Genomic DNA, 22,847 nt, shown 5'->3' on the forward strand with positions numbered 1-22,847 from the left:
ACGCATGAAGTACACCCAAGAGCACGAATGGCTAGACCTCGACGGCGACATCGTCACCGTCGGCATCACCGAGCACGCCTCCACGCAACTGGGCGACATCGTCTTCATCGAATTGCCCGAGGTGGGCGACATCGTGAAGAAGGGCGACGAGATCGTCGTGATCGAGAGCGTCAAGGCGGCCTCGGATATCACCGCGCCGCTCGACGGCGAGATCGTCGAGGTGAACCAGAGCATCGTCGAGACGCCGGGCAAGGTGAACGAGGACCCGGAGAGCGCCTGGTTCTTCAAGATCAAGGTCGAGGATCCGACCGAGCTCGACGAGCACATGGACGAGGACGCGTACCAGGAATTCATCGAGTGAGCCGGCAAAAGCCCGCCCACAAGCTGCGCGCTCCGCAGAAGAAGACTACCGGCCATCGCGGCCAGTGGACGGCCGACGTCAACGGGCGTGAACTGGCCGTCCTGCACAACACGTGGCGGGTCGGCACCACCGGATACTTCGATCCGATGGAGGCGGCCAAGACCGACGGTGCGAAGCACAAGCGACTGACCGATGCGTTGCTGGAGAACGACGTTGCCGTGGTGCAACGCGATGCGCCGGATGATCCCGGAATGGCGCGCTCGGGCTACATCGGACTTTTCTCCTAGAAGGACCTCGAGATCGGCGATGACGGCAGCATCCGCCTGACATTCGTCGACCGCATCCAATAGCCGAAGGCCCCACATGCCCTTTCACCCCACCGACTACGATCCCTACGACTTTGCCAACCGGCGGCACATCGGCCCCTCGCCGGCCGAGATGGAAGAGATGTTCGCGGCGCTGGGGGTGGAGAGTCTGGACGAGCTCGTCGACCAGACGGTGCCCGGCTCGATCCGGCAGGCGGCGCCGCTCGCGGGCGAGCCGCTGTCCGAGCGCGAACTGATCTGGCGGATGCGGGAGGTGGCGAAGAAGAACCAGGTCTTCACCACGATGATCGGGCAGGGCTGGCACGGCACGGTCACGCCGCCGGCGATCCAGCGCAACATCCTGGAGAACCCGGCCTGGTACACGGCCTATACGCCCTATCAGCCCGAGATCAGCCAGGGCCGGCTGGAGGCGCTGCTGAACTTCCAGACGATGGTGAGCGACCTGACCGGCCTGCCGGTGGCCAACGCCAGCCTGCTCGACGAGGCGACGGCGGCGGCCGAGGCGATGACGATGGCGCAGCGGGTGGCGAAGTCGAAGAAGATGGCCTTCTTCGTCGACGTGAACTGCCATCCGCAGAACATCGCGGTGATGCAGACGCGCGCGGCGCCGCTCGGGATCGAGGTGATCGTGGACGAACCGGACGCACTCGATCCCGCGGCGGTGTTCGGCGCGATCTTTCAGTATCCCGGCACGCACGGCCAATTGCGCGACTTCGGCCCGCAAATCGCGCAACTGCATGAGCAGAACGCGATCGGCATCGTGATCGCCGACCCGCTGGCGCTGACGCTTCTGAAGGAGCCGGGGGCAATGGGCGCGGACATCGCCGTAGGTTCGACGCAGCGGTTCGGCGTGCCGATGGGCTATGGCGGGCCGCACGCAGCCTACATGGCGTGCACCGACTCGCTGAAGCGGGCGATGCCGGGGCGGATTGTCGGCGTCTCGATCGACGCGCGCGGCAACAAGGCCTATCGCCTCGCGCTGCAGACGCGCGAGCAGCACATCCGGCGCGAGAAGGCGACCAGCAACGTCTGCACGGCGCAGGCGCTGCTGGCGGTGATGGCCGGGTTCTACGCGGTCTTCCACGGACCGGCGGGGTTGAAGGCCATCGCCCAGCGGGTGCATCAGAAGACGGTGCGTCTGGCCGACGGGCTGAGGCAGGGCGGCTTCGAGGTGACGCCCGAGACCTTCTTCGACACGGTCACGGTCAACGTCGGGCCGATGCAGGGGGTAATCCTGCGTTCCGCCGCGGCGGAGCGGGTCAACCTGCGCCGCATGGGCGAAGACCGGCTGGGCATCACGCTCGACGAGACCACGCGTCCGGCGGCGATCGAGGCGGTCTGGCGCGCTTTTGGCATGGACCTGAAGTTCGACGACGTGAGCGATGCCTACCGACTGCCCGAGGGGCTGGTGCGGACGTCGGACTACCTCACGCACCCGGTGTTCCACATGAACCGGGCCGAGACCGAGATGATGCGCTACATGCGCCGCCTCGCCGACCGGGACCTCGCGCTCGACCGGGCGATGATTCCACTGGGCTCGTGCACGATGAAGCTGAACGCCGCGGCCGAGATGGCGGCGATCAGCTGGCCCGAGTTCGCCAACATCCATCCCTTCGCGCCGGCGGAGCAGACGACGGGCTACGCCGAGATGCTGGAGGACCTCAGCGAAAAGCTCTGCGAGATCACCGGCTACGACGCCTTCTCGATGCAGCCGAACTCGGGCGCGCAGGGCGAGTATGCCGGCCTCCTGACGATCATGGCCTATCACCGCGCCCGCGGCGAGGACCGGCGGATCTGTCTGATCCCGACCTCCGCTCACGGGACCAACCCGGCCAGCGCGCAGATGTGCGGCATGAAGGTCGTGGTGGTGAAGGCGGCGAAGAACGGCGACATCGACCTCGATGATTTCCGCACGAAGGCCGAGGCGGCAGGCGACCACCTGGCCGCCTGCATGATCACCTATCCCTCGACCCACGGCGTCTTCGAGGAGACGGTGACCGAGGTCTGCCGCATCACGCACGAGCATGGTGGCCAGGTCTATCTGGACGGCGCGAACCTCAACGCCATGGTGGGCCTCGTGAAGCCGGGCGAAATCGGCGCGGACGTGAGCCACCTGAACCTGCACAAGACCTTCTGCATCCCGCATGGCGGCGGCGGTCCGGGGATGGGCCCGATCGGCGTAAAGGCTCACCTCGCCCCGTTCCTGCCCGGGCATCCGGCGACGGGCGGGCGTGAAGGGCCGGTGAGCGGCGCGCCCTTCGGCAGCGCCTCTATCCTGCCGATCAGCTGGGCTTACATCCTGATGATGGGCGGCGCGGGCCTGACGCAGGCGACGCGCGTGGCGATCCTGAACGCGAACTACATAGCCGCGCGCCTGGACGGGGCCTTCGACGTGCTGTTCCGGGGGCGGAACGGGCGGGTGGCGCACGAGTGCATTCTCGACACCCGGGCCTTTGGCGAGCATGGCGTAACCGTTGATGACATCGTAAAACGCCTGGTCGACAATGGTTTTCACGCGCCCACGATGAGCTGGCCCGTGTCGGGCACGCTGATGGTGGAGCCGACGGAGAGCGAGACCAAGGCCGAGCTCGACCGCTTCTGCGACGCGATGCTGGCGATCCGGGAAGAAATCCGGGCGGTCGAGCAGGGGGAGGTCGAGGCGGCCGAGAGCCCGCTCCGCCACGCGCCGCATACAGTCGAGGACCTCGTGGGCGACTGGACCCGACCCTACAGCCGCGAGCAGGGCTGCTTCCCTGCCGGTTCGTTCCGCGTCGACAAGTACTGGCCGCCCGTGAACCGCGTCGACAACGCCTATGGCGACCGCAACCTCGTGTGCACCTGTCCGCCGGTGGAGACCTATGGCGAAGCGGCAGAGTAATGCGAGGCGGCACGGCTGGCGCTAACGATTCCGACAGCTGATTCCCGCTAGAGCTGCGGGAGTTGGCAAACGGAATCACGAGCATGACGCATCAACGAGTAGCCTGCGAGCACTGCGCGCACAGGAAAGGTCGCGCCTTCGCCGAGCAGATCACGATGGCCTTTCAGCCGATCTTCGACATGACCACCGGGAGGGTCTTCGCGCAGGAGGCCCTGCTTCGCGGCAAGGACGGCCGCTCGGCCTTCGAGATGCTGAGCCTCGTCGACGCCGAGAACATGTACAGCTTCGACCAGACCTGCCGCACCACGGCGATCGAGGTCGCGGCGGGGCTCGGCCTGACGGCGTCGCTCTCGATCAACTTCATGCCGAACGCGGTCTACGAGCCCCAGACGTGCATCCAACGGACGCTCTGGGCGGCCGACTCCGTCGGCTTTCCGGCCGAAAACATCATCTTCGAGTTTACCGAAGGCGAAGTCGTGCGCGACAAGGGACACCTTAAGAACATCATTGAGAGCTACCGTCAGATGGGCTTCCGCACGGCGATCGACGATTTCGGCGCCGGCTTCTCGGGGCTGGGCCTGATCGCCGATGTGGTGCCCAACATCATCAAGATCGACCGGGAGCTCGTGAGCGGGATCGACCGCGACCACGTCCGGCGGGCCATCGTGCGCGCGCTGTGCGGGCTGTGCGACGAACTCGGCGTGATGGTGGTGGCCGAAGGCATCGAGACGCAGGCCGAGCTCGAGACGCTCCGGGATCTGGGTATCGCGCTGATGCAGGGCTACCTTCTGGGCCGTCCGCAATTCGAGGGGCTTCTGCACGAGCCGCAGGCGCAGCCAGCTGTGGCGGCCTGAGCCTTGGCTTCCGACAGCGACTCCAGATCGGGATCTCGACTGCCCGAGCGCCGCCTCTCGGACGTCTGAAATCGCTGCCCCTGCCGCGATCGGCAGGCCCGGGACCAGCACGGCGCGAGCTCCTGGGCGGTCCTGCATTCTCGTCGCCGGCCGCGCTGTCGCAGGCGCGCCGGGCGGCGGCGGATCAGGCAGGGCTGCCGCAGCGCTTTGACGGAAACCCGGCTGCATGCGATCATCGACCTCAGACAGATGAGGCGGGAGGTGACCGACACTTCGCCAATCCAGCATGCGCACGATCGCAAGTCACTCAATTCGGCCGAGATCGGTGCACTGGCGCATCTCTATCGTGGCGAGGTCTACCGCTCGGCCACGTGGCGGACGCGGTTGGACACCACGACGAACTGGGCCGTCGTGACGCTGGGCATTGCGCTCTCGATCGCCTTCGCGTCGCCCGATGCCTCGCCGCTTCCGCTGGTGCTGGTCGGCGTCCTGATCGTATTCTTTCTGATGCTCGAGGCGCGGCGCTACCGCTTCTTCAACGTCTGGCGGGCGCGATGCCGGTGGATGGAGACGCATTTCTTCGCCCCGATGCTCCACGATGGCAACCTGCACATGGAGGAGGGCTGGCAGAAACGGCTGGCGGAAGACTACTGGCACCCGCGCTATCACGTCTCGCTCACGGTCGCAGTCGGTCGGAGGATCCGCCGCAACTACTTGTGGATTCTGCTGATCCAGGCGCTCGCCTATTGCGGGAAGCTGATCGTTCATCCGCGCCCGGTCACAACGGTGGAGCAGTTCGTCGAGCGCGCCGACATCGGGCCTGTTCCGGGGCTCGTCGTGCTGGCCGCGGGCGCGCTTTACGTTCTCGGCTGGAGCTTCGTCGCTCACTGGAGTTATCGCGATGACGTCCGGCGTGCGCAAAGCCGCAAGGACTCCAGCAGCATGGGGTGAGAGCACGGGGCGAGCGGCGATGCCGACTGCGCGCCTTGATACCGGCCGGACCGGGTTCTGAGCATCGCGCTGCCATTCTGGACAGCGCTGGCGACGCGGCCGGTGCAGTGTATTGATCCATGTCAACGGCCGATGCATCAGACTGTGGCTGGTATCGACTGGCGCGGGAACGGTAACCTCAGGCAGTCGGGGAGGAGGAACGATGGCTTACAGAACGATCGCTACGGTCGTGACGGATCTGGAGGCGGGCGCGGCGACACTCGACTCGGCGGTGGCGCTGGCAGAGGGGCTGGACGCGCACCTCGATGTGCTCTGCCTCGGGCTCGACCGGACGCAGCCGGCAGCCTACTACACCGGCCCCGACATGTTTCCGGTCCAGGACATGCTGGGCGACGCGCGGGAGGAGGCCGCGGCCATCGAGGAGAAAGTGCGCGAGCTGCTCGCGCGCAGCGGCGTGCGCCACGACATCGCCGCAGCGGGGGTGCCGATGAGTGGTCTCAACGGCCTGGTCGCCGGGCACGTGCAGTACGCCGACCTTGCGGTTCTGGCGCGGCCCTACGGGGAAAGCCGAACACCCGAGGATGTCAGCATCCTCGAGGCCGCGCTCTTCGGAACCGGCACGCCGGTGCTCGTCCTGCCGCCCGGCCATGGCAACAAGGCAGTGGGCGGGCGCATCGTGATCGCCTGGAACGAAAGCCCTGGCGCATTGAGTGCGGTGCGGGCGGCGCTGCCGCTTCTGCAGGCCAGCTCCGCGAGCTGGATCGCGGTGGTCGACCCGCCGGTGCATGCAGCCGATCGCTCGGATCCCGGCGGCGCGCTCGCGCAGATGCTTTCGCGCCATGGCGTGCATGCCGAGGTCGCGGTGCTGGCCAAGTCAGTGCCGCGCATCTCGGACGTGCTCTGCCGCTTCGCGCTCGACATGGAGGCGGACATGATCGTGATGGGCGCCTACGGACACTCACGTCTGCGTGAGGCTATCCTCGGGGGCGCGACCCGCAACATGCTTCAGCAGGCCGAGGTGCCGGTCCTCATGAGCCACTGATCACGCGACGGGTTGAAGGCGCCGCCGCGAGCGCGTAAGTGGACGCGGCTGCGAGACAAGGGAAGACCATGGCGACGAGGACGAATCCGCTACAGTTCGTGCAGCAGGTGCGCGCGGAGATCGCGAAGGTCGTCTGGCCGACGCGGCGCGAGACCGCGCTGACGACTGTTATGGTCCTCATCATGGCCACGTTGACGGCGATCTTTTTCTTCTTCGTCGATTTCGTGATCCGGCAGGGCCTCGAAGGCGTGCTGCGGCTCTTTGGATGACGCAGCCTCCGGCGCTTGAACTCGTCGGCAGAGGGCGTTAAGCGAGCGGACATTCCCGGAAACAGGCGTGCGGCGATTCGCGTGGCGCGCCGATTTCCGTTTTCGGGCAGTACGGCATGTGGGCCTGGTGGCGCGGGACGAGGCAAGGGCAGGGACGATGGCGAAGCGTTGGTATTCGGTGAGCGTTCTGTCGAATTTCGAGAAGAAGATCGCGGAACAGATCCGGCACGCCGTTTCTGATGCCGGGCTTGAGGGCGAGATCGAGGAAGTTCTCGTTCCGACCGAGGAAGTGATCGAGATCCGCCGTGGCAAGAAGGTCCCGACCGAGCGGCGCTTCATGCCGGGCTACGTGCTCGTGCGGATGGAAATGTCGGACCGGGCCTATCACCTGATCACGTCGATCAATCGCGTGACCGGATTCCTCGGCCCGCAGGGTAGGCCGATGCCGATGCGTGATGCCGAGGTCAATTCGATCCTGAACCGCGTCGAAGAGGGCGAGGCATCGCCGCGGCACGTGGTCCACTTCGATATCGGTGAACGGGTAAAGGTCAACGACGGCCCCTTCGAGGACTTCGACGGCATGGTCGAGGAAGTGGACGAGGACAACCAGCGCCTGAAGGTGATGGTCTCGATCTTCGGCCGGGCCACGCCGGTCGAGCTGGAATTTGCTCAGGTCAGCAAGCAGGGCTGAGCGTCCCTCCGTGGGAGGTGACCCGGGCGCGCCCGGGGCCGGACCACGGCAACTGAAGCCGCCGCGACGCGTCGCGGGGTGTTGAGAGAAGGAGGCCGTGAATGGCCAAGAAGATTATGGGCAGCCTCAAGCTGCAGGTGAAGGCGGGGCAGGCGAACCCGTCTCCGCCGGTTGGCCCCGCGCTCGGTCAGCGCGGCATCAACATCATGGAGTTCTGCAAGGCGTTCAACGCGCGGACGCAGGACATGGAGCCGGGTGCCCCCTGCCCGACGGTGATCACCTACTATCAGGACAAGTCCTTCACGATGGACATCAAGACGCCGCCGGCGTCGTACTTCCTGAAGAAGGCCGCGAAGAAGACGTCCGGCGCCAAGCTGCCCGGGCGCGAGACTATCGGTTCGGTCACGGCCGCCCAGCTGCGCGAGATCGCCGAGGCGAAGATGAAGGACCTCAACGCCACTGACGTCGAGGCCGCCATGAAGATCGTGCTTGGCTCGGCCAGGTCGATGGGCATCGAGGTGAAGGGCTGATGGGCAAGATCGGAAAGCGACTGCGCGCGGCACGTGAGGTCTTCGCGGACAAGAGCGATGTGAGTGTCGAGGATGCCGTGAAGCTGGTGAAGTCCGGCGCGACGGCGAAATTCGACGAAACGGTCGAGATCGCGGTCAACCTGGGCGTCGACCCGCGTCACGCGGACCAGATGGTCCGTGGTACGGTGACGCTGCCGAACGGCACCGGCAAGACGGTGCGGGTGGCGGTGTTCGCCCGCGGCGCGAAGGCCGAGGAGGCCGAGAAGGCCGGCGCCGACATCGTGGGTGCCGAAGACCTGATGGAGCGGATCCAGGGTGGCCAGATCGACTTCGACCGCTGCATCGCAACGCCGGACATGATGGCGATCGTGGGGCGGCTCGGGAAGATCCTCGGTCCGCGCAACCTGATGCCGAACCCGCGTGTCGGGACGGTGACGATGGATGTCGCCGAGGCGGTCAAGGCGGCGAAGGGCGGCCAGGTCCAGTTCAAGGTCGAGAAGGCAGGCGTGGTTCACGCCGGTGTCGGCAAGTGCAGCTTCGACGACCAGAAGCTGGTCGAGAACGTGCGCGCCTTCGTCGATGCGGTAGCCAAGGCCAAGCCCGCTGGCGCCAAGGGCGCGTACATGAAGAAGGTCAGCCTGACGTCGACCATGGGGCCGGCGGTGAGCGTCGACGTCCCGTCGGCCACGGGCAACGCCTGAACGAGTTTCGCCGGGCCGTGGGTCCGGCGGATGGCGGGGCTTGAAGCCCCGTCCTGTCCGAGACGGAGGGTTGGCCGCGAGGCCGGTAATTCCTTCCTGAGACGGGGCCATGTCGGGCCGGTCGGGTTCCACCCGGTGGTCTTGGCGGGTCCCTTCGGACCCGAGGGTTCCGGTTCGCCGGAGCCATACTGAGCCGGGGGAAACCCCAACTTGGAGTGAAACTGTGGATAGAGCCCAGAAAGAGAAAGTGGTCGAGGAACTCGGCCAGATCTTCGAAAGCTCTGGCGTCGTGGTGGTTGCCCACTACACGGGTCTCACGGTGAAGGAGATGCAGGACCTCCGCGCGCGCATGCGCGAGGCGGGCGGTTCCGTTCGCGTTGCCAAGAACAGGCTCGCCAAGATCGCCCTCGAGGGAAAACCGGCGGCATCGATCGCCGACTACCTGACGGGCATGACCGTACTTTCCTATTCCGAAGACCCCGTGGCGGCAGCCAAGGTGGCCGAGGATTTCGCAAAGTCCAACTCGAAGTTCGAGATTCTGGGCGGCGCGATGGGAGAGACGGCCCTGGACCGGGCCGGTGTCAAGGCAGTGTCGGAGATGCCGTCGCGCGAGGAGCTTATCGCTTCCATCGTCGGCTGCATCGGCGCCCCTGCCAGCAACATCGCCGGTGCGATCGGTGCGCCCGCCAGCAACATCGCGAGCATCCTTTCGACGATCGAGGAACGTGCCGAGGCGGCGTGAGAGCCGTCTCAGGGTTGAAAGCCCGACGTTGGAACACATCTTACCGAACGGAAAATCGACATGGCTGATCTGAAGAAACTCGCCGAAGAGATCGTGAACCTCACGCTGCTCGAGGCGCAGGAACTGAAAACCATCCTCAAGGACGAGTACGGCATCGAGCCCGCCGCTGGCGGCGCGGTGATGATGGCCGGTCCCGCCGGCGGCGGCGAAGCCGCTGCGGCAGAGGAGGAGAAGACCGAGTTCGACGTGATCCTGAAGTCCGCCGGGGCGCAGAAGATCAACGTCATCAAGGAAGTCCGTGCCATCACCGGCCTTGGCCTGAAGGAAGCCAAGGATCTCGTGGAGGCGGGCGGCAAGGCCGTCAAGGAAGGCGCTTCGAAGGAAGAGGCCGAGTCCATCAAGCAGAAGCTCGAAGCGGCCGGCGCCGAGATCGAGCTCAAGTAAGTCCGGGCGGCCTGAGGGCCGCCCGCTGCAAGGCGGCTGGCACCGGAGGCTTCCGGTGCCAGCCTTCCGCGTCTTGGCAAGGGCCTGCGGGCAGACCCTTTCCAGGATGCGGTTCGACGGATCGGGCGGCTGCTGGTGGGACGGCAGCCAGGGATTGATCCGCCGGACCCCCTTCACGTACGGGCATGCCGCCGGGCCCCGCGGCGCCGTGCCCCGTGACACGAAAGGTGACGACGCGCATGGCTTCCACATACCTTGGCCAGAAAAGACTTCGGAAGTATTACGGCAAGATCCGCGAAGTGCTGGAGATGCCGAACCTCATCGAGGTGCAGAAATCCAGCTACGACCTGTTCCTGAATTCGGGCGACCAGCCGGAGCCGATCGACGGCGAGGGGATCAAGGGCGTCTTTCAGTCGGTGTTCCCGATCAAGGACTTCAACGAGACGGCGGTTCTGGAGTTCGTCAAGTACGAGCTCGAGAAGCCGAAGTACGACGTCGAGGAGTGCCAGCAGCGCGACATGACCTACAGCGCGCCTCTGAAGGTGACGCTGCGGCTGATCGTGTTCGACATGGACGAGGACACTGGCGCGAAGTCGGTCAAGGACATCAAGGAGCAGGACGTCTTCATGGGCGACATGCCCCTGATGACGCCGAACGGCACGTTCATCGTGAACGGGACGGAGCGTGTGATCGTCAGCCAGATGCACCGCAGCCCGGGCGTCTTCTTCGACCACGACAAGGGCAAGACTCACGCTTCGGGCAAGCTCTTGTTTGCCTGTCGGATCATCCCCTACCGCGGCTCGTGGCTCGATTTCGAATTCGACGCCAAGGACATGGTCTACGCGCGCATCGACCGTCGCCGGAAGCTGCCCGTGACGACGCTGCTCTATGCGCTCGGTCTCGATCAGGAAGGCATCATGGATGCCTATTACGACACGATCACTTACAAGCTCGAGAAGAACCGCGGCTGGACCACGAAGTTCTTCCCAGAGCGGATGCGTGGCACGCGGCCGGCTTATGATCTGGTGGACGCGAGCTCGGGCGAGGTGATCGCCGAGGCCGGCAAGAAGGTCACACCGCGCGCCGTCAAGAAGCTGATCGACGAGGGCACGGTTTCTGAGCTTCTGGTTCCGTTCGATCAGATCGTGGGACGCTACGTCGCCAAGGACATCATCAACGAGGAGACCGGCGCGATCTACGTCGAAGCCGGTGGCGAGCTGACGTGGGAGACTGACAAGGAAGGCTCCGTTACCGGCGGTACGCTCTGGGAGCTCCTCGAGGCGGGCGTTACCGAGGTGCCGGTGCTCGACATCGACAATGTCAATTTCGGTCCGTACATCCGCAACACCATGGCGGCGGACAAGAACATGGGCCGCGACACCGCGCTCATGGACATCTACCGCGTCATGCGCCCGGGCGAGCCGCCGACGGTGGAAGCGGCGAGCGGACTCTTCGATACGCTGTTCTTCGACCCTGAGCGCTATGACCTGTCGGCCGTCGGTCGCGTGAAGATGAACATGCGTCTCGACCTCGACGCGCCGGATACGCAGCGGACGCTGAGGCGCGAGGACATGATCGCCTGCATCAAGGCGCTGGTCGAGCTGCGCGACGGCCGTGGCGAGATCGACGACATCGACCACCTCGGCAACCGCCGGGTGCGCTCAGTCGGCGAGCTGATGGAGAACCAATATCGCGTCGGCCTGCTCCGCATGGAGCGGGCGATCAAGGAGCGGATGTCCTCGGTCGAGATCGACACGGTGATGCCGCAGGACCTGATCAACGCCAAGCCGGCGGCGGCGGCGGTGCGCGAGTTCTTCGGCTCGTCGCAGCTCAGCCAGTTCATGGACCAGACCAACCCGCTTTCGGAGGTGACGCACAAGCGGCGCCTGTCGGCGCTCGGGCCCGGCGGCCTGACGCGTGAGCGGGCCGGATTCGAGGTGCGCGACGTGCACCCGACGCATTACGGCCGGATGTGCCCGATCGAGACGCCGGAAGGGCCGAACATCGGCCTGATCAACTCGCTCGCCACCTTCGCGCGGGTGAACAAGTACGGCTTCATCGAGACCCCCTACCGCAAGGTGAAGGAGGGGCAGGTCACCGACGAAGTGCAGTACATGTCGGCGACCGAGGAGATGCGGCATGTCGTGGCGCAGGCCAACGCGCATCTCGACGATGGCGGGCGATTCGTGAACGACCTCGTCTCGACGCGGCAGTCCGGCGAGTACACGCTCGCGCCGAACGAAAGCGTGAGCCTGATCGACGTGTCGCCGAAGCAGCTGGTTTCGGTTGCGGCCTCGCTGATCCCGTTCCTGGAGAACGACGACGCGAACCGCGCGCTCATGGGCTCGAACATGCAGCGTCAGGCGGTGCCCCTGCTGCAGGCGGAGGCGCCGTTCGTGGGCACCGGGATCGAGGAGGTCGTGGCGCGTGACAGCGGCGCCTCGATCATGGCGCGTCGTGCGGGCGTGATCGACCAGGTCGACGCGCAGCGTGTCGTGGTCCGGGCGACGGACGATCTGGATCCCGGCGATCCGGGAGTCGACATCTATCGCCTGCGCAAGTTCCAGCGCTCGAACCAGAACACCTGCATCAATCAGCGTCCGCTGGTGAAGGTGGGCGACACCGTCATGAAGGGCGAGGTGATTGCCGACGGCCCGTCGACCGACATGGGCGAGCTGGCGCTGGGCAAGAACGTGGTCGTCGCGTTCATGCCGTGGAACGGCTACAACTACGAGGACTCGATCCTGATTTCCGAGCGCATCGTGCGCGACGACGTCTTCACCTCGATCCACATCGAGGAGTTCGAGGTCGCCGCCCGCGACACCAAGCTCGGGCCCGAGGAGATCACCCGCGACATTCCGAACGTCGGCGAGGAGGCGCTGCGCAACCTCGACGAGGCGGGCATCGTCTATATCGGTGCCGAGGTCGGGCCCGCGGACATTCTGGTCGGCAAGATCACACCTAAGGGCGAGAGCCCGATGACGCCGGAGGAGAAGCTGCTCCGCGCGATCTTCGGCGAAAAGGCCTCTGACGTGCGCGATACGTCGCTCCGGCTGCCGCCGGGCGACTACGGCACGGTCGTCGAGGTGCGCGTCTTCAACCGCCACGGGGTCGAGAAGGACGAGCGCGCGCTGCAGATCGAGCGTGAGGAGATTGCGCGCCTCGGTCGTGACCGCGACGACGAACTCGCGATTCTGGAGCGCAACATCTATGCGCGTCTCAGGACCATGATCCTCGGCAAGACCGCGGTGAAGGGGCCGAAAGGCGTCAAGCCGAAATCCGATATCACCGAGGAGCTGCTCGAGACGCTGAGCCGCGGCCAGTGGTGGCAGCTTGCCCTCGGCGACGAGGAGGGCGCGCAGCAGGTCGAGGCGCTGCACCAGCAGTACGGGGCGCAGAAGCGCGTGCTGGAGGCGCGGTTCGAGGACAAGGTCGAGAAGGTCCGGCGTGGCGATGACCTGCCGCCGGGTGTGATGAAGATGGTCAAGGTCTTTGTCGCGGTGAAGCGCAAGCTGCAGCCGGGCGACAAGATGGCCGGCCGTCACGGCAACAAGGGCGTCGTCTCGAAGGTGGTCCCGATGGAGGACATGCCGTTCCTCGGAGAAGGGACACCGGTCGATATCGTGCTCAACCCGCTCGGCGTTCCGTCGCGGATGAACGTGGGCCAGATCCTCGAGACCCACATGGGCTGGGCCGCGCGCGGCCTCGGCCTCAGGATCGACGAAGCGCTCGGCGAGTACCGGCGCAGCGGCGACCTGACACCCGTCAAGGAGGCGATGCGGATCGCCTACGGCGACGATGTCTACGAGGAGGGTCTCGAGAGCATGTCCGAAGACGCGCTGGTCGAGACGGCGTCCACCGTCACGCGCGGCGTGCCGATTGCGACGCCGGTCTTTGACGGCGCCAAGGAGGCGGACGTCAACGATGCGCTGAGGCGAGCGGGCTTCAACGAGAGCGGCCAGTCGATCCTGTTCGACGGGCGCACCGGCGAACAGTTCAGCCGCCCTGTCACCGTGGGGACGAAGTACCTGCTGAAGCTCCATCACCTCGTGGACGACAAGATCCACGCGCGCTCGACGGGTCCCTACAGCCTAGTCACCCAGCAGCCGCTGGGCGGCAAGGCGCAGTTCGGCGGCCAGCGCTTCGGCGAGATGGAGGTCTGGGCGCTGGAAGCCTACGGCGCGGCCTACACGCTGCAGGAAATGCTCACCGTCAAGTCGGACGACGTGGCGGGGCGCACCAAGGTCTACGAGTCCATCGTCAAGGGCGAGGACAACTTCGAGGCCGGGGTGCCGGAGAGCTTCAACGTGCTGGTGAAGGAAGTGCGGGGCCTCGGCCTCAACATGGAACTCCTGGATGCGGAGGACGAGTGAGGGCGGCCCTCGCCCCACTCACCCCATCTGACCTGAAGGACAGAGTATGAACCAGGAACTGACGACGAACCCATTCAACCCGCTTGCCGCGCCGAAGACGTTCGACGAGATTAAGATCTCGCTGGCCAGCCCGGAGCGGATCCTCAGCTGGTCCTACGGCGAGATCAAGAAGCCCGAGACCATCAACTACCGCACGTTCAAGCCCGAGCGCGACGGCCTCTTCTGCGCGCGCATCTTCGGTCCGATCAAGGACTACGAATGCCTCTGCGGCAAGTACAAGCGCATGAAGTATCGCGGCGTCGTCTGCGAGAAGTGCGGCGTCGAGGTGACGCTGCAGAAGGTCCGGCGCGAGCGCATGGGCCATATCGAGCTGGCGGCACCCGTCGCCCACATCTGGTTCCTGAAGTCGCTGCCGAGCCGCATTGGCCTCATGCTCGACATGACGCTGCGCGACCTCGAGCGGATCCTCTACTTCGAGAATTACGTCGTCATCGAGCCCGGCCTGACGGACCTCCAGTACGGTCAGCTGATGACCGAGGAAGAGTTCAACGACGCGCAGGACCAGTATGGTGGTGACGCCTTTACGGCGAACATCGGCGCCGAGGCTATCCGCGAGATGCTGGCGGCGATCGACCTCGAGTCGACCGCGGCAGAACTGCGCGAGGAGCTCAAGGAAGCCACTGGCGAGTTGAAGCCCAAGAAGATCATCAAGCGGCTGAAGATCGTCGAGAACTTCATCGAGTCGGGCAACCGTCCCGAGTGGATGGTCCTCACCGTCGTTCCGGTTATCCCACCGGAGCTGCGCCCGCTTGTCCCGCTCGACGGCGGCCGGTTCGCGACGTCGGACCTCAATGACCTCTATCGCCGGGTGATCAACCGTAACAACCGCCTGAAGCGGCTGATCGAATTGCGCGCCCCCGACATCATCATCCGCAACGAGAAGCGGATGCTGCAGGAATCGGTCGACGCGCTCTTCGACAACGGCCGTCGCGGCCGGGTCATTACCGGCGCCAACAAACGTCCGCTGAAATCGCTGTCCGACATGCTCAAGGGCAAGCAGGGCCGGTTCCGGCAGAACCTGCTCGGCAAGCGCGTGGACTTCTCCGGCCGTTCGGTAATCGTGACTGGGCCGGAGCTGAAGCTGCACCAGTGCGGGCTGCCGAAGAAGATGGCGCTCGAGCTCTTCAAGCCGTTCATCTACTCGCGGCTTGAGGCGAAGGGGCTCTCCAGCACCGTCAAGCAGGCCAAGAAGCTGGTCGAGAAGGAGCGCCCGGAGGTCTGGGACATCCTCGACGAGGTGATCCGCGAGCATCCGGTGATGCTGAACCGGGCGCCGACGCTGCACCGCCTGGGCATTCAGGCGTTCGAGCCGGTGCTGATCGAAGGCAAGGCGATCCAGCTGCACCCGCTGGTCTGCTCGGCCTTCAACGCCGACTTCGACGGAGACCAGATGGCCGTGCACGTGCCGCTGAGCCTTGAGGCGCAGCTGGAAGCGCGCGTGCTAATGATGTCGACGAACAACGTGCTGTCGCCGGCCAACGGTGCACCGATCATCGTGCCGTCGCAGGACATGATCCTCGGCCTCTACTACATCTCCATGCAGCGCGAGGGGATGAAGGGCGAAGGCATGAGCTTCGCCGACGTGGACGAGGTGCAGCACGCGCTCGACGCGGGCGAGGTGCATCTGCACGCCAAGGTCACGGCGCGGATCAAGCAGATCGACGAGGAGGGTCAGGAAGTCATGCGTCGCTACGACACGACGCCTGGCCGCGTCCGACTGGGCGCGCTCTTGCCGCTTAACGCGAAGGCACCGTTCGAGTTGGTCAACCGCCTGCTGCGCAAGAAGGAGGTGCAGCAGGTCATCGACACCGTCTATCGCTATTGCGGTCAGAAGGAGTCGGTCATCTTCTGCGACCAGATTATGAACACGGGCTTCAAGGAGGCGTTTAAAGCCGGCATCTCGTTCGGCAAGGACGACATGCTGATCCCGGACTCCAAGTGGACGATCGTTGACCAGGTGCGCGATCAGGTGAAGGAGTTCGAGCAGCAGTACATGGACGGCCTGATCACGCAGGGCGAGAAGTACAACAAGGTCGTCGACGCATGGTCGAAGTGCTCGGACGAGGTTGCGACGGCGATGATGGCCGACATTTCGGCGGTGCGTAGGGACGACGCCGGTGCCGAGATGGAGCCGAACAGCGTCTACATGATGAGCCATTCGGGCGCCCGGGGCTCGCCGGCGCAGATGAAGCAGCTGGGCGGGATGCGCGGCCTGATGGCCAAGCCGTCGGGCGAGATCATTGAGACGCCTATCATCTCGAACTTCAAGGAAGGCCTGACCGTGCTCGAGTACTTCAACTCGACCCATGGCGCCCGGAAGGGTCTGGCCGACACGGCGCTGAAGACGGCGAACTCGGGTTACCTGACGCGGCGTCTGGTTGACGTGGCGCAGGACTGCATCGTGCGGATCAACGATTGCGGCACCGAACGCGCCATCACGGCGGAGGCTGCCGTGAACGACGGCGAGATCGTCTCGTCGCTGGGTGAGCGCGTGCTCGGTCGTGTGGCGGCGGAAGATGTCATGAATCCGGCCGGCGACGTGCTGGTGGCGAAGGACGAGCTGATCGACGAGCGCAAGGCCGACATCATAGAGGGTGCGGCCCTGCAGGCGGTACGCATCCGCTCGCCGCTCACCTGCGAGGCGGACGAGGGCGTCTGCGCCATGTGCTACGGTCGCGACCTAGCGCGGGGCACGATGGTCAACGTTGGTGAGGCCGTCGGCATCATTGCGGCGCAGTCGATCGGCGAGCCGGGCACGCAGCTGACGATGCGGACCTTCCACATCGGCGGCATCGCGCAGGGCGCCCAGCAGTCCTTCCTCGAGGCGAGCCAGCCCGGGCGGGTCGAGTTCCGGAACCCGAACCTGTTGCGCAACGCCGTCGGCGACCAGATCGTGATGGGCCGCAACATGCAGCTCGTCATCCTCGACGACAATGGCGTGGAGCGGGCGAGCCACAAGCTTGGCTACGGCACCAAAGTCTTCCCTGTCGAGGGAGCCGAGGTGAAGCGGGGCGACAAGCTCTTCGAGTGGGACCCCTACACGTTGCCAATCATCGCCGAGAAGGCTGGCGTGGCGCGCTTTGTCGACCTGATCTCGGGTCTGTCGGTCCGCGAGGACACCGACGATGCCACGGGCATGACACAGAAGATCGTCTCGGACTGGCGTTCGGCACCGAAGTCGAACGAGCTGAAGCCCGAGATCATCATCATGGAGAGCGAGTCCGGCGAGCCCGTGCGGAACGAGCAGGGCAACCCGGTGAGCTATCCGATGAGCGTCGACGCGATCCTGTCGGTCGAAGACGGACAGGACATCAAGGCCGGCGACGTGGTGGCGCGGATCCCGCGCGAGGGCGCCAAGACCAAGGACATCACCGGCGGCTTGCCGCGGGTGGCGGAACTTTTCGAGGCGCGGAGGCCGAAGGACCACGCGATCATCGCCGAGATCGACGGCTACGTGAAGTTCGGGCGCGACTACAAGAACAAGCGCCGGATCACGATCGAGCCCGCCGACGAGTCGATGGACCCGGTCGAGTACATGGTGCCGAAGGGGAAACACATCCCGGTCGCCGAAGGCGATTTCGTCCAGAAGGGCGACTACATCATGGATGGCAACCCGGCGCCGCACGACATCCTCAGGATCATGGGGATCGAGGCGCTGGCTGACTACCTGATCGACGAGGTGCAGGACGTCTACCGGCTGCAGGGCGTGAAGATCAATGACAAGCACATTGAGGTCATCGTCCGGCAGATGCTGCAGAAGTGGGAGATCCTTGACAGCGGGGAGACGACGCTTCTGAAGGGCGAGCACGTCGACAAGGCGGAGTTCGACGCGATGAACGAGAAGGCGGTGGCCGACGGCCGCCGTCCTGCATCGGGTGAGCCGATCCTGCTCGGCATCACGAAGGCCAGCCTGCAGACGCGGTCGTTCATCTCGGCGGCCTCGTTCCAGGAGACCACGCGCGTGCTGACCGAGGCGTCGGTCATGGGCAAGCGAGACAAGCTCGTCGGCCTGAAGGAGAACGTCATCGTGGGCCGGCTGATCCCGGCGGGCACAGGTGGTGCGACCCAGAAGGTACGCCGCATTGCGGCCGAGCGTGACCTCAAGGTTCTGCAGGACGCGCAGGCCGAGGCGGAGCGTGCGGCGGCCCTCGCTGCGCCGACCGAAGGCTATGACGGTGACGACGACGGCGGCCTCGTCGAGACGCCCGAAGGCGACTGATCTGTCCTGACATCTCGGAAGGCCCCCTTTAATGCGGGGCCTTCTGCTTTTTGGGCGTATGGACTTCCCGGCGGCGCCACTGCTACGGCGTCGGCGAAGGAGACGCGTATGCCGCCACCCACGGACAACTTGCGCGGCGCCGCCCTCATGACCGTCTCTATGGCGGCCTTCACGATCAACGACACCTTTATGAAGTCGCTCTCGGACGAGCTGCCGCTCTTCCAGGCGCTGCTGCTGCGGGGCATTGCCGTTTCGATCCTCCTCGCTGGGGCGGCGTGGTCGACGGGGGCCCTCAGGATGGCCATCGGACGCAGGGACGCGTTCTTCATCGGCCTGCGAACGCTGGGCGAGATCGGGGCGGCCTACTTCTTCATCACCGCCCTCTTCAACGCGCCGCTCGCCAACATGACTGCCATCCTGCAGGCGTTGCCGCTGACGGTCACACTTGCGGGCGCGCTCTTCCTCCGTGAGCCCATAGGTCTGCCGCGGCTTGTAGCGATCGTGATCGGCTTCTTCGGCGTGCTGCTGATCGTCCGGCCCGGCGCCGCGGGATTCGACGTCTACGCGCTCTATGGGGTGGCGGCCGTCATGGGGGTGACAATCCGCGACCTTGCGACGCGGCGGATCTCGGCACCCGTACCATCGGTCACCGTCGCGCTGGCTGGGTCCCTCGGCGTTGCGCTCTTCGCCGCTGTTGGCGCAACGGGTACGGACTGGCAGCCGATGTCCGCGCGCGCGACGCTGCAGCTCGGCGGCTCCTGCCTGTTCCTGATTGCCGGATACCTGCTCAGCGTGGCAGTCATGCGGAGTGGCGAGATCGGCTTCATCGCACCGTTCCGCTACACCGGCCTCGTCTGGGCGCTGGCGTTGGGCTACCTCGTGTTCGGCGACTGGCCTGACGAAATAACGCTGGCAGGCGCCGGCATCGTCGTCTCGACCGGTGTCTTCACCCTCTGGCGAGAGCGTCGTCTGCGCCGCCGGATCACGACCACCGCCGCGTCTTATCCCGGAATGGAGCCGCCGCGCGGAGCACCTTGACGGAGTGTTGACACCCCGAACGACTCTGTCTATACGGCGCCCACTCAGGCGGTCGGATCCTCTGGTCTGCGCCTGGCACCAGAACTGAAGTGGTCACGATCCGGGCCCATCCGCCCCGATCCTCTGAATGCCCACCGCGTCGTCCCCGCGTAGGAAGGGGGCCATGCGGTCTTTGCGTTTTGCGCGATTGCAGGGCGCCCGAACGAGACATGTGTTGCTAGACGGGAACGAGACCGGAATGCCAACGATCCAACAGCTGATCCGCAAGCCGCGGCAGCCCAAAGTCAAGCGCTCGAAGTCGCTGCACCTCGAGGGTTGCCCGCAGAAGCGCGGCGTCTGCACGCGCGTCTACACGACGACGCCGAAGAAGCCGAACTCGGCCATGCGGAAGGTCGCGAAGGTGCGCCTGACGAACGGTTACGAGGTGATCAGCTACATCCCGGGTGAGAGCCACAACCTGCAGGAGCACTCGGTGGTCCTGATCCGTGGTGGCCGGGTGAAAGACCTTCCGGGCGTCCGTTACCACATCCTTCGCGGCGTGCTCGACACGCAGGGCGTCAAAGACCGCAAGCAGCGCCGTTCGAAATACGGCGCCAAGCGTCCGAAGTAAGAGGATAGACAGATGTCCCGCCGCCACGCCGCCGAGAAGCGCGAAGTCCTGCCCGACGCCAAGTATGGCGACCGGGTGCTGACGAAATTCATGAACAATCTGATGTACGACGGCAAGAAGTCCGTCGCCGAATCCATCGTCTACGGGGCGATGGAGCGGGTCGAGGGGCGCCTGAAGCGCTCGCCGATCGAGGTGTTCATCGAGGCGCTCGACAACATCAAGCCGTCGGTCGAGGTCCGCTCGCGCCGCGTCGGTGGTGCGACCTATCAGGTGCCCGTCGAGGTGCGCCCCGAGCGCCGCGAGGCGCTGGCGATCCGCTGGCTGATCGACAGCTCGCGCAAGCGCAACGAGAACACTATGGAAGAGCGTCTGGCGGCCGAACTGGTCGACGCGGTCAACGGCCGCGGCACCGCCGTCAAGAAGCGCGAAGACACGCACAAGATGGCCGACGCCAACAAGGCGTTCAGCCACTACCGCTGGTAAGAACTCTAGCCTGAGGACCTCTCCAAATGGCCCGCGACTACTCTCTCGAGCGCTACCGGAATTTCGGGATCATGGCGCACATCGACGCTGGTAAGACCACGACGACCGAGCGCGTCCTGTTCTACACGGGCAAGTCCCACAAGATCGGCGAAGTTCATGATGGCGCCGCCACCATGGATTGGATGGAGCAGGAGCAGGAGCGCGGGATCACCATTACTTCGGCCGCGACGACCACGTTCTGGTTCCGCACCGAGGACGGTGAGAATCCGACCGGTATCTACGGCGACACGCCGAAGGAAGCCTCGTTCCGCTTCAACATCATCGACACGCCGGGCCACGTCGACTTCACCATCGAAGTGGAGCGCTCTCTCGCGGTGCTCGATGGCGCGGTCGCACTGCTGGACGCCAACGCCGGCGTTGAGCCGCAGACTGAAACCGTCTGGCGACAGGCCGACCGCTACAAGGTCCCGCGCATCGTGTTCGTCAACAAGATGGACAAGATCGGCGCCGACTTCTTCAATTGTGTCAAGATGATCAAGGATCGGACCGGCGCCCAGCCGCTGCCGATCCAGATGCCGATCGGCGCCGAAGACAACCTCGAGGGCATCGTCGACCTTGTCACGATGAAGGAGTGGGTCTGGCGCGGCGAGGATCTCGGTGCCTCATGGGTGGTCGAGGACGTCCGCGAGAGCCTGCGCGAGCAGGCCGAGACGATGCGCAACGAGATGATCGAGCTCGCCGTCGAGCAGGACGACGAGGCGATGGAGGCGTACCTGGAAGGGAACGAGCCCGACCTGCCGACCCTCCGCAGCCTGATCCGCAAGGGCACGCTGTCGATGTCGTTCGTTCCCGTCCTCGCGGGCTCGGCCTTCAAGAACAAGGGCGTTCAGCCGCTGCTGAACGCGGTGATCGACTATCTGCCGGGTCCGCTCGACGTGCCGCCCTACATGGGCTTCTCGCCCGATGACGAGACGGAGACACGCAACATCGCCCGCACCGCGGACGACAGCGCGCCGTTCGCCGGCCTGGCGTTCAAGATCATGAACGACCCGTTTGTCGGCTCACTGACCTTCACGCGGATCTACTCGGGCACGATGAAGAAGGGCGACGCCCTCCTGAACTCGACCAAGGGCAAGCGCGAGCGCGTCGGCCGGATGATGATGATGCACTCGAACTCGCGCACCGAGATCGACGAGGCGTTCGCAGGCGACATCATCGCGCTGGCCGGTCTCAAGGAGACGACGACCGGCGACACGCTCTGCGATCCGCAGAAGCCGGTTGTTCTGGAGACGATGACGTTCCCGGACCCGGTCATCGAGATTGCGGTCGAGCCCAAGACCAAGGCCGACCAGGAGAAGATGAGCCAGGGCCTTCAGCGCCTCGCGGCCGAGGACCCGTCCTTCCGGGTGGAGACGGACATTGAGTCCGGCCAGACGATCATGAAGGGGATGGGCGAACTCCACCTCGACATCCTCGTCGACCGCTTGAAGCGCGAGTTCAAGGTCGAGGCCAACATCGGCGCGCCGCAGGTCGCCTATCGCGAGACCGTCTCGAAGCTGGCCGAGATCGACTACACGCACAAGAAGCAGTCCGGTGGTTCGGGCCAGTTCGCGCGCGTCAAGATGATCATCGAGCCGACGGAGCCGGGCGAAGGCTTCTCGTTCGAGAGCCGCATCGTCGGTGGTTCGGTGCCGAAGGAATACATTCCGGGCGTCGAGAAGGGCATCAAGTCCGTGATGGACTCGGGTCCGCTCGCCGGTTTCCCGGTCATCGACTTCAAGGTCGCCCTGATCGATGGCGCCTATCACGACGTGGACTCGTCGGTGCTGGCGTTCGAGATCGCGGCCCGCGCGGCGATGCGCGAGGGGCTGCGCAAGGCGGGCGCCAAGCTGCTGGAGCCGATCATGAAGGTCGAGGTGGTCACGCCGGACGAGTACACGGGCAACGTCATCGGCGACCTCACCTCGCGCCGGGGCCAGGTGCAGGGGCAGGACAGCCGCGGCAACGCGGTCGTCATCAACGCCTTCGTGCCGCTGGCGAATATGTTCGGCTACATCAATAACCTGCGGTCGATGAGCTCCGGCCGCGCCCAGTTCACGATGCTGTTCGACCATTACGAGCCGGTCCCACAGAACATCAGCGAAGAAATCCAGGCGAAGTACGCGTAAGCGCCGTCTGAGCGGAAGGAGAGACGAAAATGGCGAAGGCGAAGTTCGAGCGGACGAAGCCGCACGTGAACGTGGGGACGATCGGGCACGTTGACCACGGCAAGACG

18 protein-coding genes are annotated in these 22,847 nt (G+C 65.3%); all 18 read left to right on the forward strand.

Going from position 1 to position 22,847, the window contains the following annotated elements; translation table 11 throughout:
- The first annotated feature begins 4 nt into the window (after positions 1 to 4).
- The 18 genes from gcvH (at position 5) to fusA (ending at position 22,740) form a co-directional block, all read left to right on the forward strand.
- The gene (gene gcvH, locus JM664_RS03270) at positions 5 to 361 is read left to right on the forward strand and encodes a glycine cleavage system protein GcvH (protein ID WP_227418472.1); all 357 of its coding nucleotides are present in this window, start codon (positions 5 to 7) and stop codon (positions 359 to 361) included.
- Positions 358 to 648: a hypothetical protein gene (locus JM664_RS03275; protein ID WP_227418473.1), complete on the forward strand. Its 291-nt coding sequence runs from the start codon at positions 358 to 360 to the stop codon at positions 646 to 648. Before gcvH ends, JM664_RS03275 begins: the two co-directional genes overlap by 4 nt.
- A 76-nt stretch (positions 649 to 724) precedes the next feature.
- On the forward strand, positions 725 to 3,565 hold the full coding sequence (gene gcvP, locus JM664_RS03280) for an aminomethyl-transferring glycine dehydrogenase (protein WP_227418474.1): 2,841 nt from the start codon (positions 725 to 727) through the stop codon (positions 3,563 to 3,565).
- Between the two features lie 83 nt (positions 3,566 to 3,648).
- A complete protein-coding gene (locus JM664_RS03285) occupies positions 3,649 to 4,419 on the forward strand; it encodes an EAL domain-containing protein (protein ID WP_227418475.1) in 771 nt (256 codons plus the stop codon).
- 249 nt (positions 4,420 to 4,668) lie between these two features.
- Entirely contained in the window at positions 4,669 to 5,370 is a 702-nt protein-coding gene (locus tag JM664_RS03290) for a DUF2270 domain-containing protein (RefSeq protein WP_406675764.1), read from the forward strand.
- Positions 5,371 to 5,572: 202 nt separating this feature from the next.
- Positions 5,573 to 6,412 (forward strand): universal stress protein, encoded by an 840-nt coding sequence (locus JM664_RS03295; RefSeq protein ID WP_227418477.1) that lies wholly within the window; start codon positions 5,573 to 5,575, stop codon positions 6,410 to 6,412.
- A 68-nt stretch (positions 6,413 to 6,480) separates the two neighbouring features.
- Complete coding sequence (gene secE, locus JM664_RS03300; RefSeq protein WP_227418478.1) at positions 6,481 to 6,681, forward strand: preprotein translocase subunit SecE; 201 nt, start codon at positions 6,481 to 6,483, stop codon at positions 6,679 to 6,681.
- A gap of 157 nt (positions 6,682 to 6,838) precedes the next feature.
- A complete protein-coding gene (gene nusG, locus JM664_RS03305) occupies positions 6,839 to 7,372 on the forward strand; it encodes a transcription termination/antitermination protein NusG (RefSeq protein WP_227418479.1) in 534 nt (177 codons plus the stop codon).
- Positions 7,373 to 7,473: 101 nt separating this feature from the next.
- Positions 7,474 to 7,902 (forward strand): 50S ribosomal protein L11, encoded by a 429-nt coding sequence (gene rplK, locus JM664_RS03310; RefSeq protein ID WP_227418480.1) that lies wholly within the window; start codon positions 7,474 to 7,476, stop codon positions 7,900 to 7,902.
- Entirely contained in the window at positions 7,902 to 8,603 is a 702-nt protein-coding gene (rplA, locus tag JM664_RS03315) for a 50S ribosomal protein L1 (RefSeq protein WP_227418481.1), read from the forward strand. Before rplK ends, rplA begins: the two co-directional genes overlap by 1 nt.
- 223 nt (positions 8,604 to 8,826) lie before the next feature.
- Entirely contained in the window at positions 8,827 to 9,345 is a 519-nt protein-coding gene (gene rplJ, locus JM664_RS03320; protein WP_227418494.1) for a 50S ribosomal protein L10, read from the forward strand.
- Between the two features lie 60 nt (positions 9,346 to 9,405).
- Entirely contained in the window at positions 9,406 to 9,789 is a 384-nt protein-coding gene (rplL, locus tag JM664_RS03325) for a 50S ribosomal protein L7/L12 (RefSeq protein ID WP_227418482.1), read from the forward strand.
- A gap of 239 nt (positions 9,790 to 10,028) precedes the next feature.
- Positions 10,029 to 14,162, forward strand: coding sequence for a DNA-directed RNA polymerase subunit beta (gene rpoB / locus JM664_RS03330; protein ID WP_227418483.1), 4,134 nt, complete (start codon positions 10,029 to 10,031; stop codon positions 14,160 to 14,162).
- A gap of 46 nt (positions 14,163 to 14,208) precedes the next feature.
- The gene (rpoC, locus tag JM664_RS03335) at positions 14,209 to 18,441 is read left to right on the forward strand and encodes a DNA-directed RNA polymerase subunit beta' (RefSeq protein WP_227418484.1); all 4,233 of its coding nucleotides are present in this window, start codon (positions 14,209 to 14,211) and stop codon (positions 18,439 to 18,441) included.
- 108 nt (positions 18,442 to 18,549) lie between these two features.
- Complete coding sequence (locus tag JM664_RS03340; RefSeq protein ID WP_227418485.1) at positions 18,550 to 19,479, forward strand: DMT family transporter; 930 nt, start codon at positions 18,550 to 18,552, stop codon at positions 19,477 to 19,479.
- 238 nt (positions 19,480 to 19,717) lie between these two features.
- Complete coding sequence (gene rpsL / locus JM664_RS03345; protein ID WP_036175706.1) at positions 19,718 to 20,089, forward strand: 30S ribosomal protein S12; 372 nt, start codon at positions 19,718 to 19,720, stop codon at positions 20,087 to 20,089.
- Positions 20,090 to 20,101: 12 nt separating this feature from the next.
- Positions 20,102 to 20,572, forward strand: a complete 471-nt coding sequence (rpsG, locus tag JM664_RS03350; protein WP_227418486.1) for a 30S ribosomal protein S7 — start codon at positions 20,102 to 20,104, stop codon at positions 20,570 to 20,572.
- A 26-nt stretch (positions 20,573 to 20,598) separates the two neighbouring features.
- On the forward strand, positions 20,599 to 22,740 hold the full coding sequence (gene fusA / locus JM664_RS03355) for an elongation factor G (protein ID WP_227418487.1): 2,142 nt from the start codon (positions 20,599 to 20,601) through the stop codon (positions 22,738 to 22,740).
- The last annotated feature ends 107 nt before the right edge of the window (positions 22,741 to 22,847 follow it).

It is taken from the genome of Roseitranquillus sediminis, assembly GCF_016918935.1.
GTDB lineage: Bacteria > Pseudomonadota > Alphaproteobacteria > Rhodobacterales > Rhodobacteraceae > Roseitranquillus > Roseitranquillus sediminis.

Excerpts from the sequence above, each read along its gene's own strand:
- rpsL (WP_036175706.1), top strand. The coding sequence starts at position 19,718 with ATGCCAACGATCCAACAGCTGATCCGCAAGCCGCGGCAGCCCAAAGTC.
- rplK (WP_227418480.1), top strand. The coding sequence starts at position 7,474 with ATGGCCAAGAAGATTATGGGCAGCCTCAAGCTGCAGGTGAAGGCGGGG.
- rpsG (WP_227418486.1), top strand. The coding sequence starts at position 20,102 with ATGTCCCGCCGCCACGCCGCCGAGAAGCGCGAAGTCCTGCCCGACGCC.
- JM664_RS03295 (WP_227418477.1), top strand. The coding sequence starts at position 5,573 with ATGGCTTACAGAACGATCGCTACGGTCGTGACGGATCTGGAGGCGGGC.
- gcvH (WP_227418472.1), top strand. The coding sequence starts at position 5 with ATGAAGTACACCCAAGAGCACGAATGGCTAGACCTCGACGGCGACATC.
- secE (WP_227418478.1), top strand. The coding sequence starts at position 6,481 with ATGGCGACGAGGACGAATCCGCTACAGTTCGTGCAGCAGGTGCGCGCG.
- rpoB (WP_227418483.1), top strand. The coding sequence starts at position 10,029 with ATGGCTTCCACATACCTTGGCCAGAAAAGACTTCGGAAGTATTACGGC.
- gcvP (WP_227418474.1), top strand. The coding sequence starts at position 725 with ATGCCCTTTCACCCCACCGACTACGATCCCTACGACTTTGCCAACCGG.
- JM664_RS03285 (WP_227418475.1), top strand. The coding sequence starts at position 3,649 with ATGACGCATCAACGAGTAGCCTGCGAGCACTGCGCGCACAGGAAAGGT.
- rplL (WP_227418482.1), top strand. The coding sequence starts at position 9,406 with ATGGCTGATCTGAAGAAACTCGCCGAAGAGATCGTGAACCTCACGCTG.
- rpoC (WP_227418484.1), top strand. The coding sequence starts at position 14,209 with ATGAACCAGGAACTGACGACGAACCCATTCAACCCGCTTGCCGCGCCG.
- fusA (WP_227418487.1), top strand. The coding sequence starts at position 20,599 with ATGGCCCGCGACTACTCTCTCGAGCGCTACCGGAATTTCGGGATCATG.
- JM664_RS03290 (WP_406675764.1), top strand. The coding sequence starts at position 4,669 with ATGAGGCGGGAGGTGACCGACACTTCGCCAATCCAGCATGCGCACGAT.
- JM664_RS03340 (WP_227418485.1), top strand. The coding sequence starts at position 18,550 with ATGCCGCCACCCACGGACAACTTGCGCGGCGCCGCCCTCATGACCGTC.
- nusG (WP_227418479.1), top strand. The coding sequence starts at position 6,839 with ATGGCGAAGCGTTGGTATTCGGTGAGCGTTCTGTCGAATTTCGAGAAG.
- rplA (WP_227418481.1), top strand. The coding sequence starts at position 7,902 with ATGGGCAAGATCGGAAAGCGACTGCGCGCGGCACGTGAGGTCTTCGCG.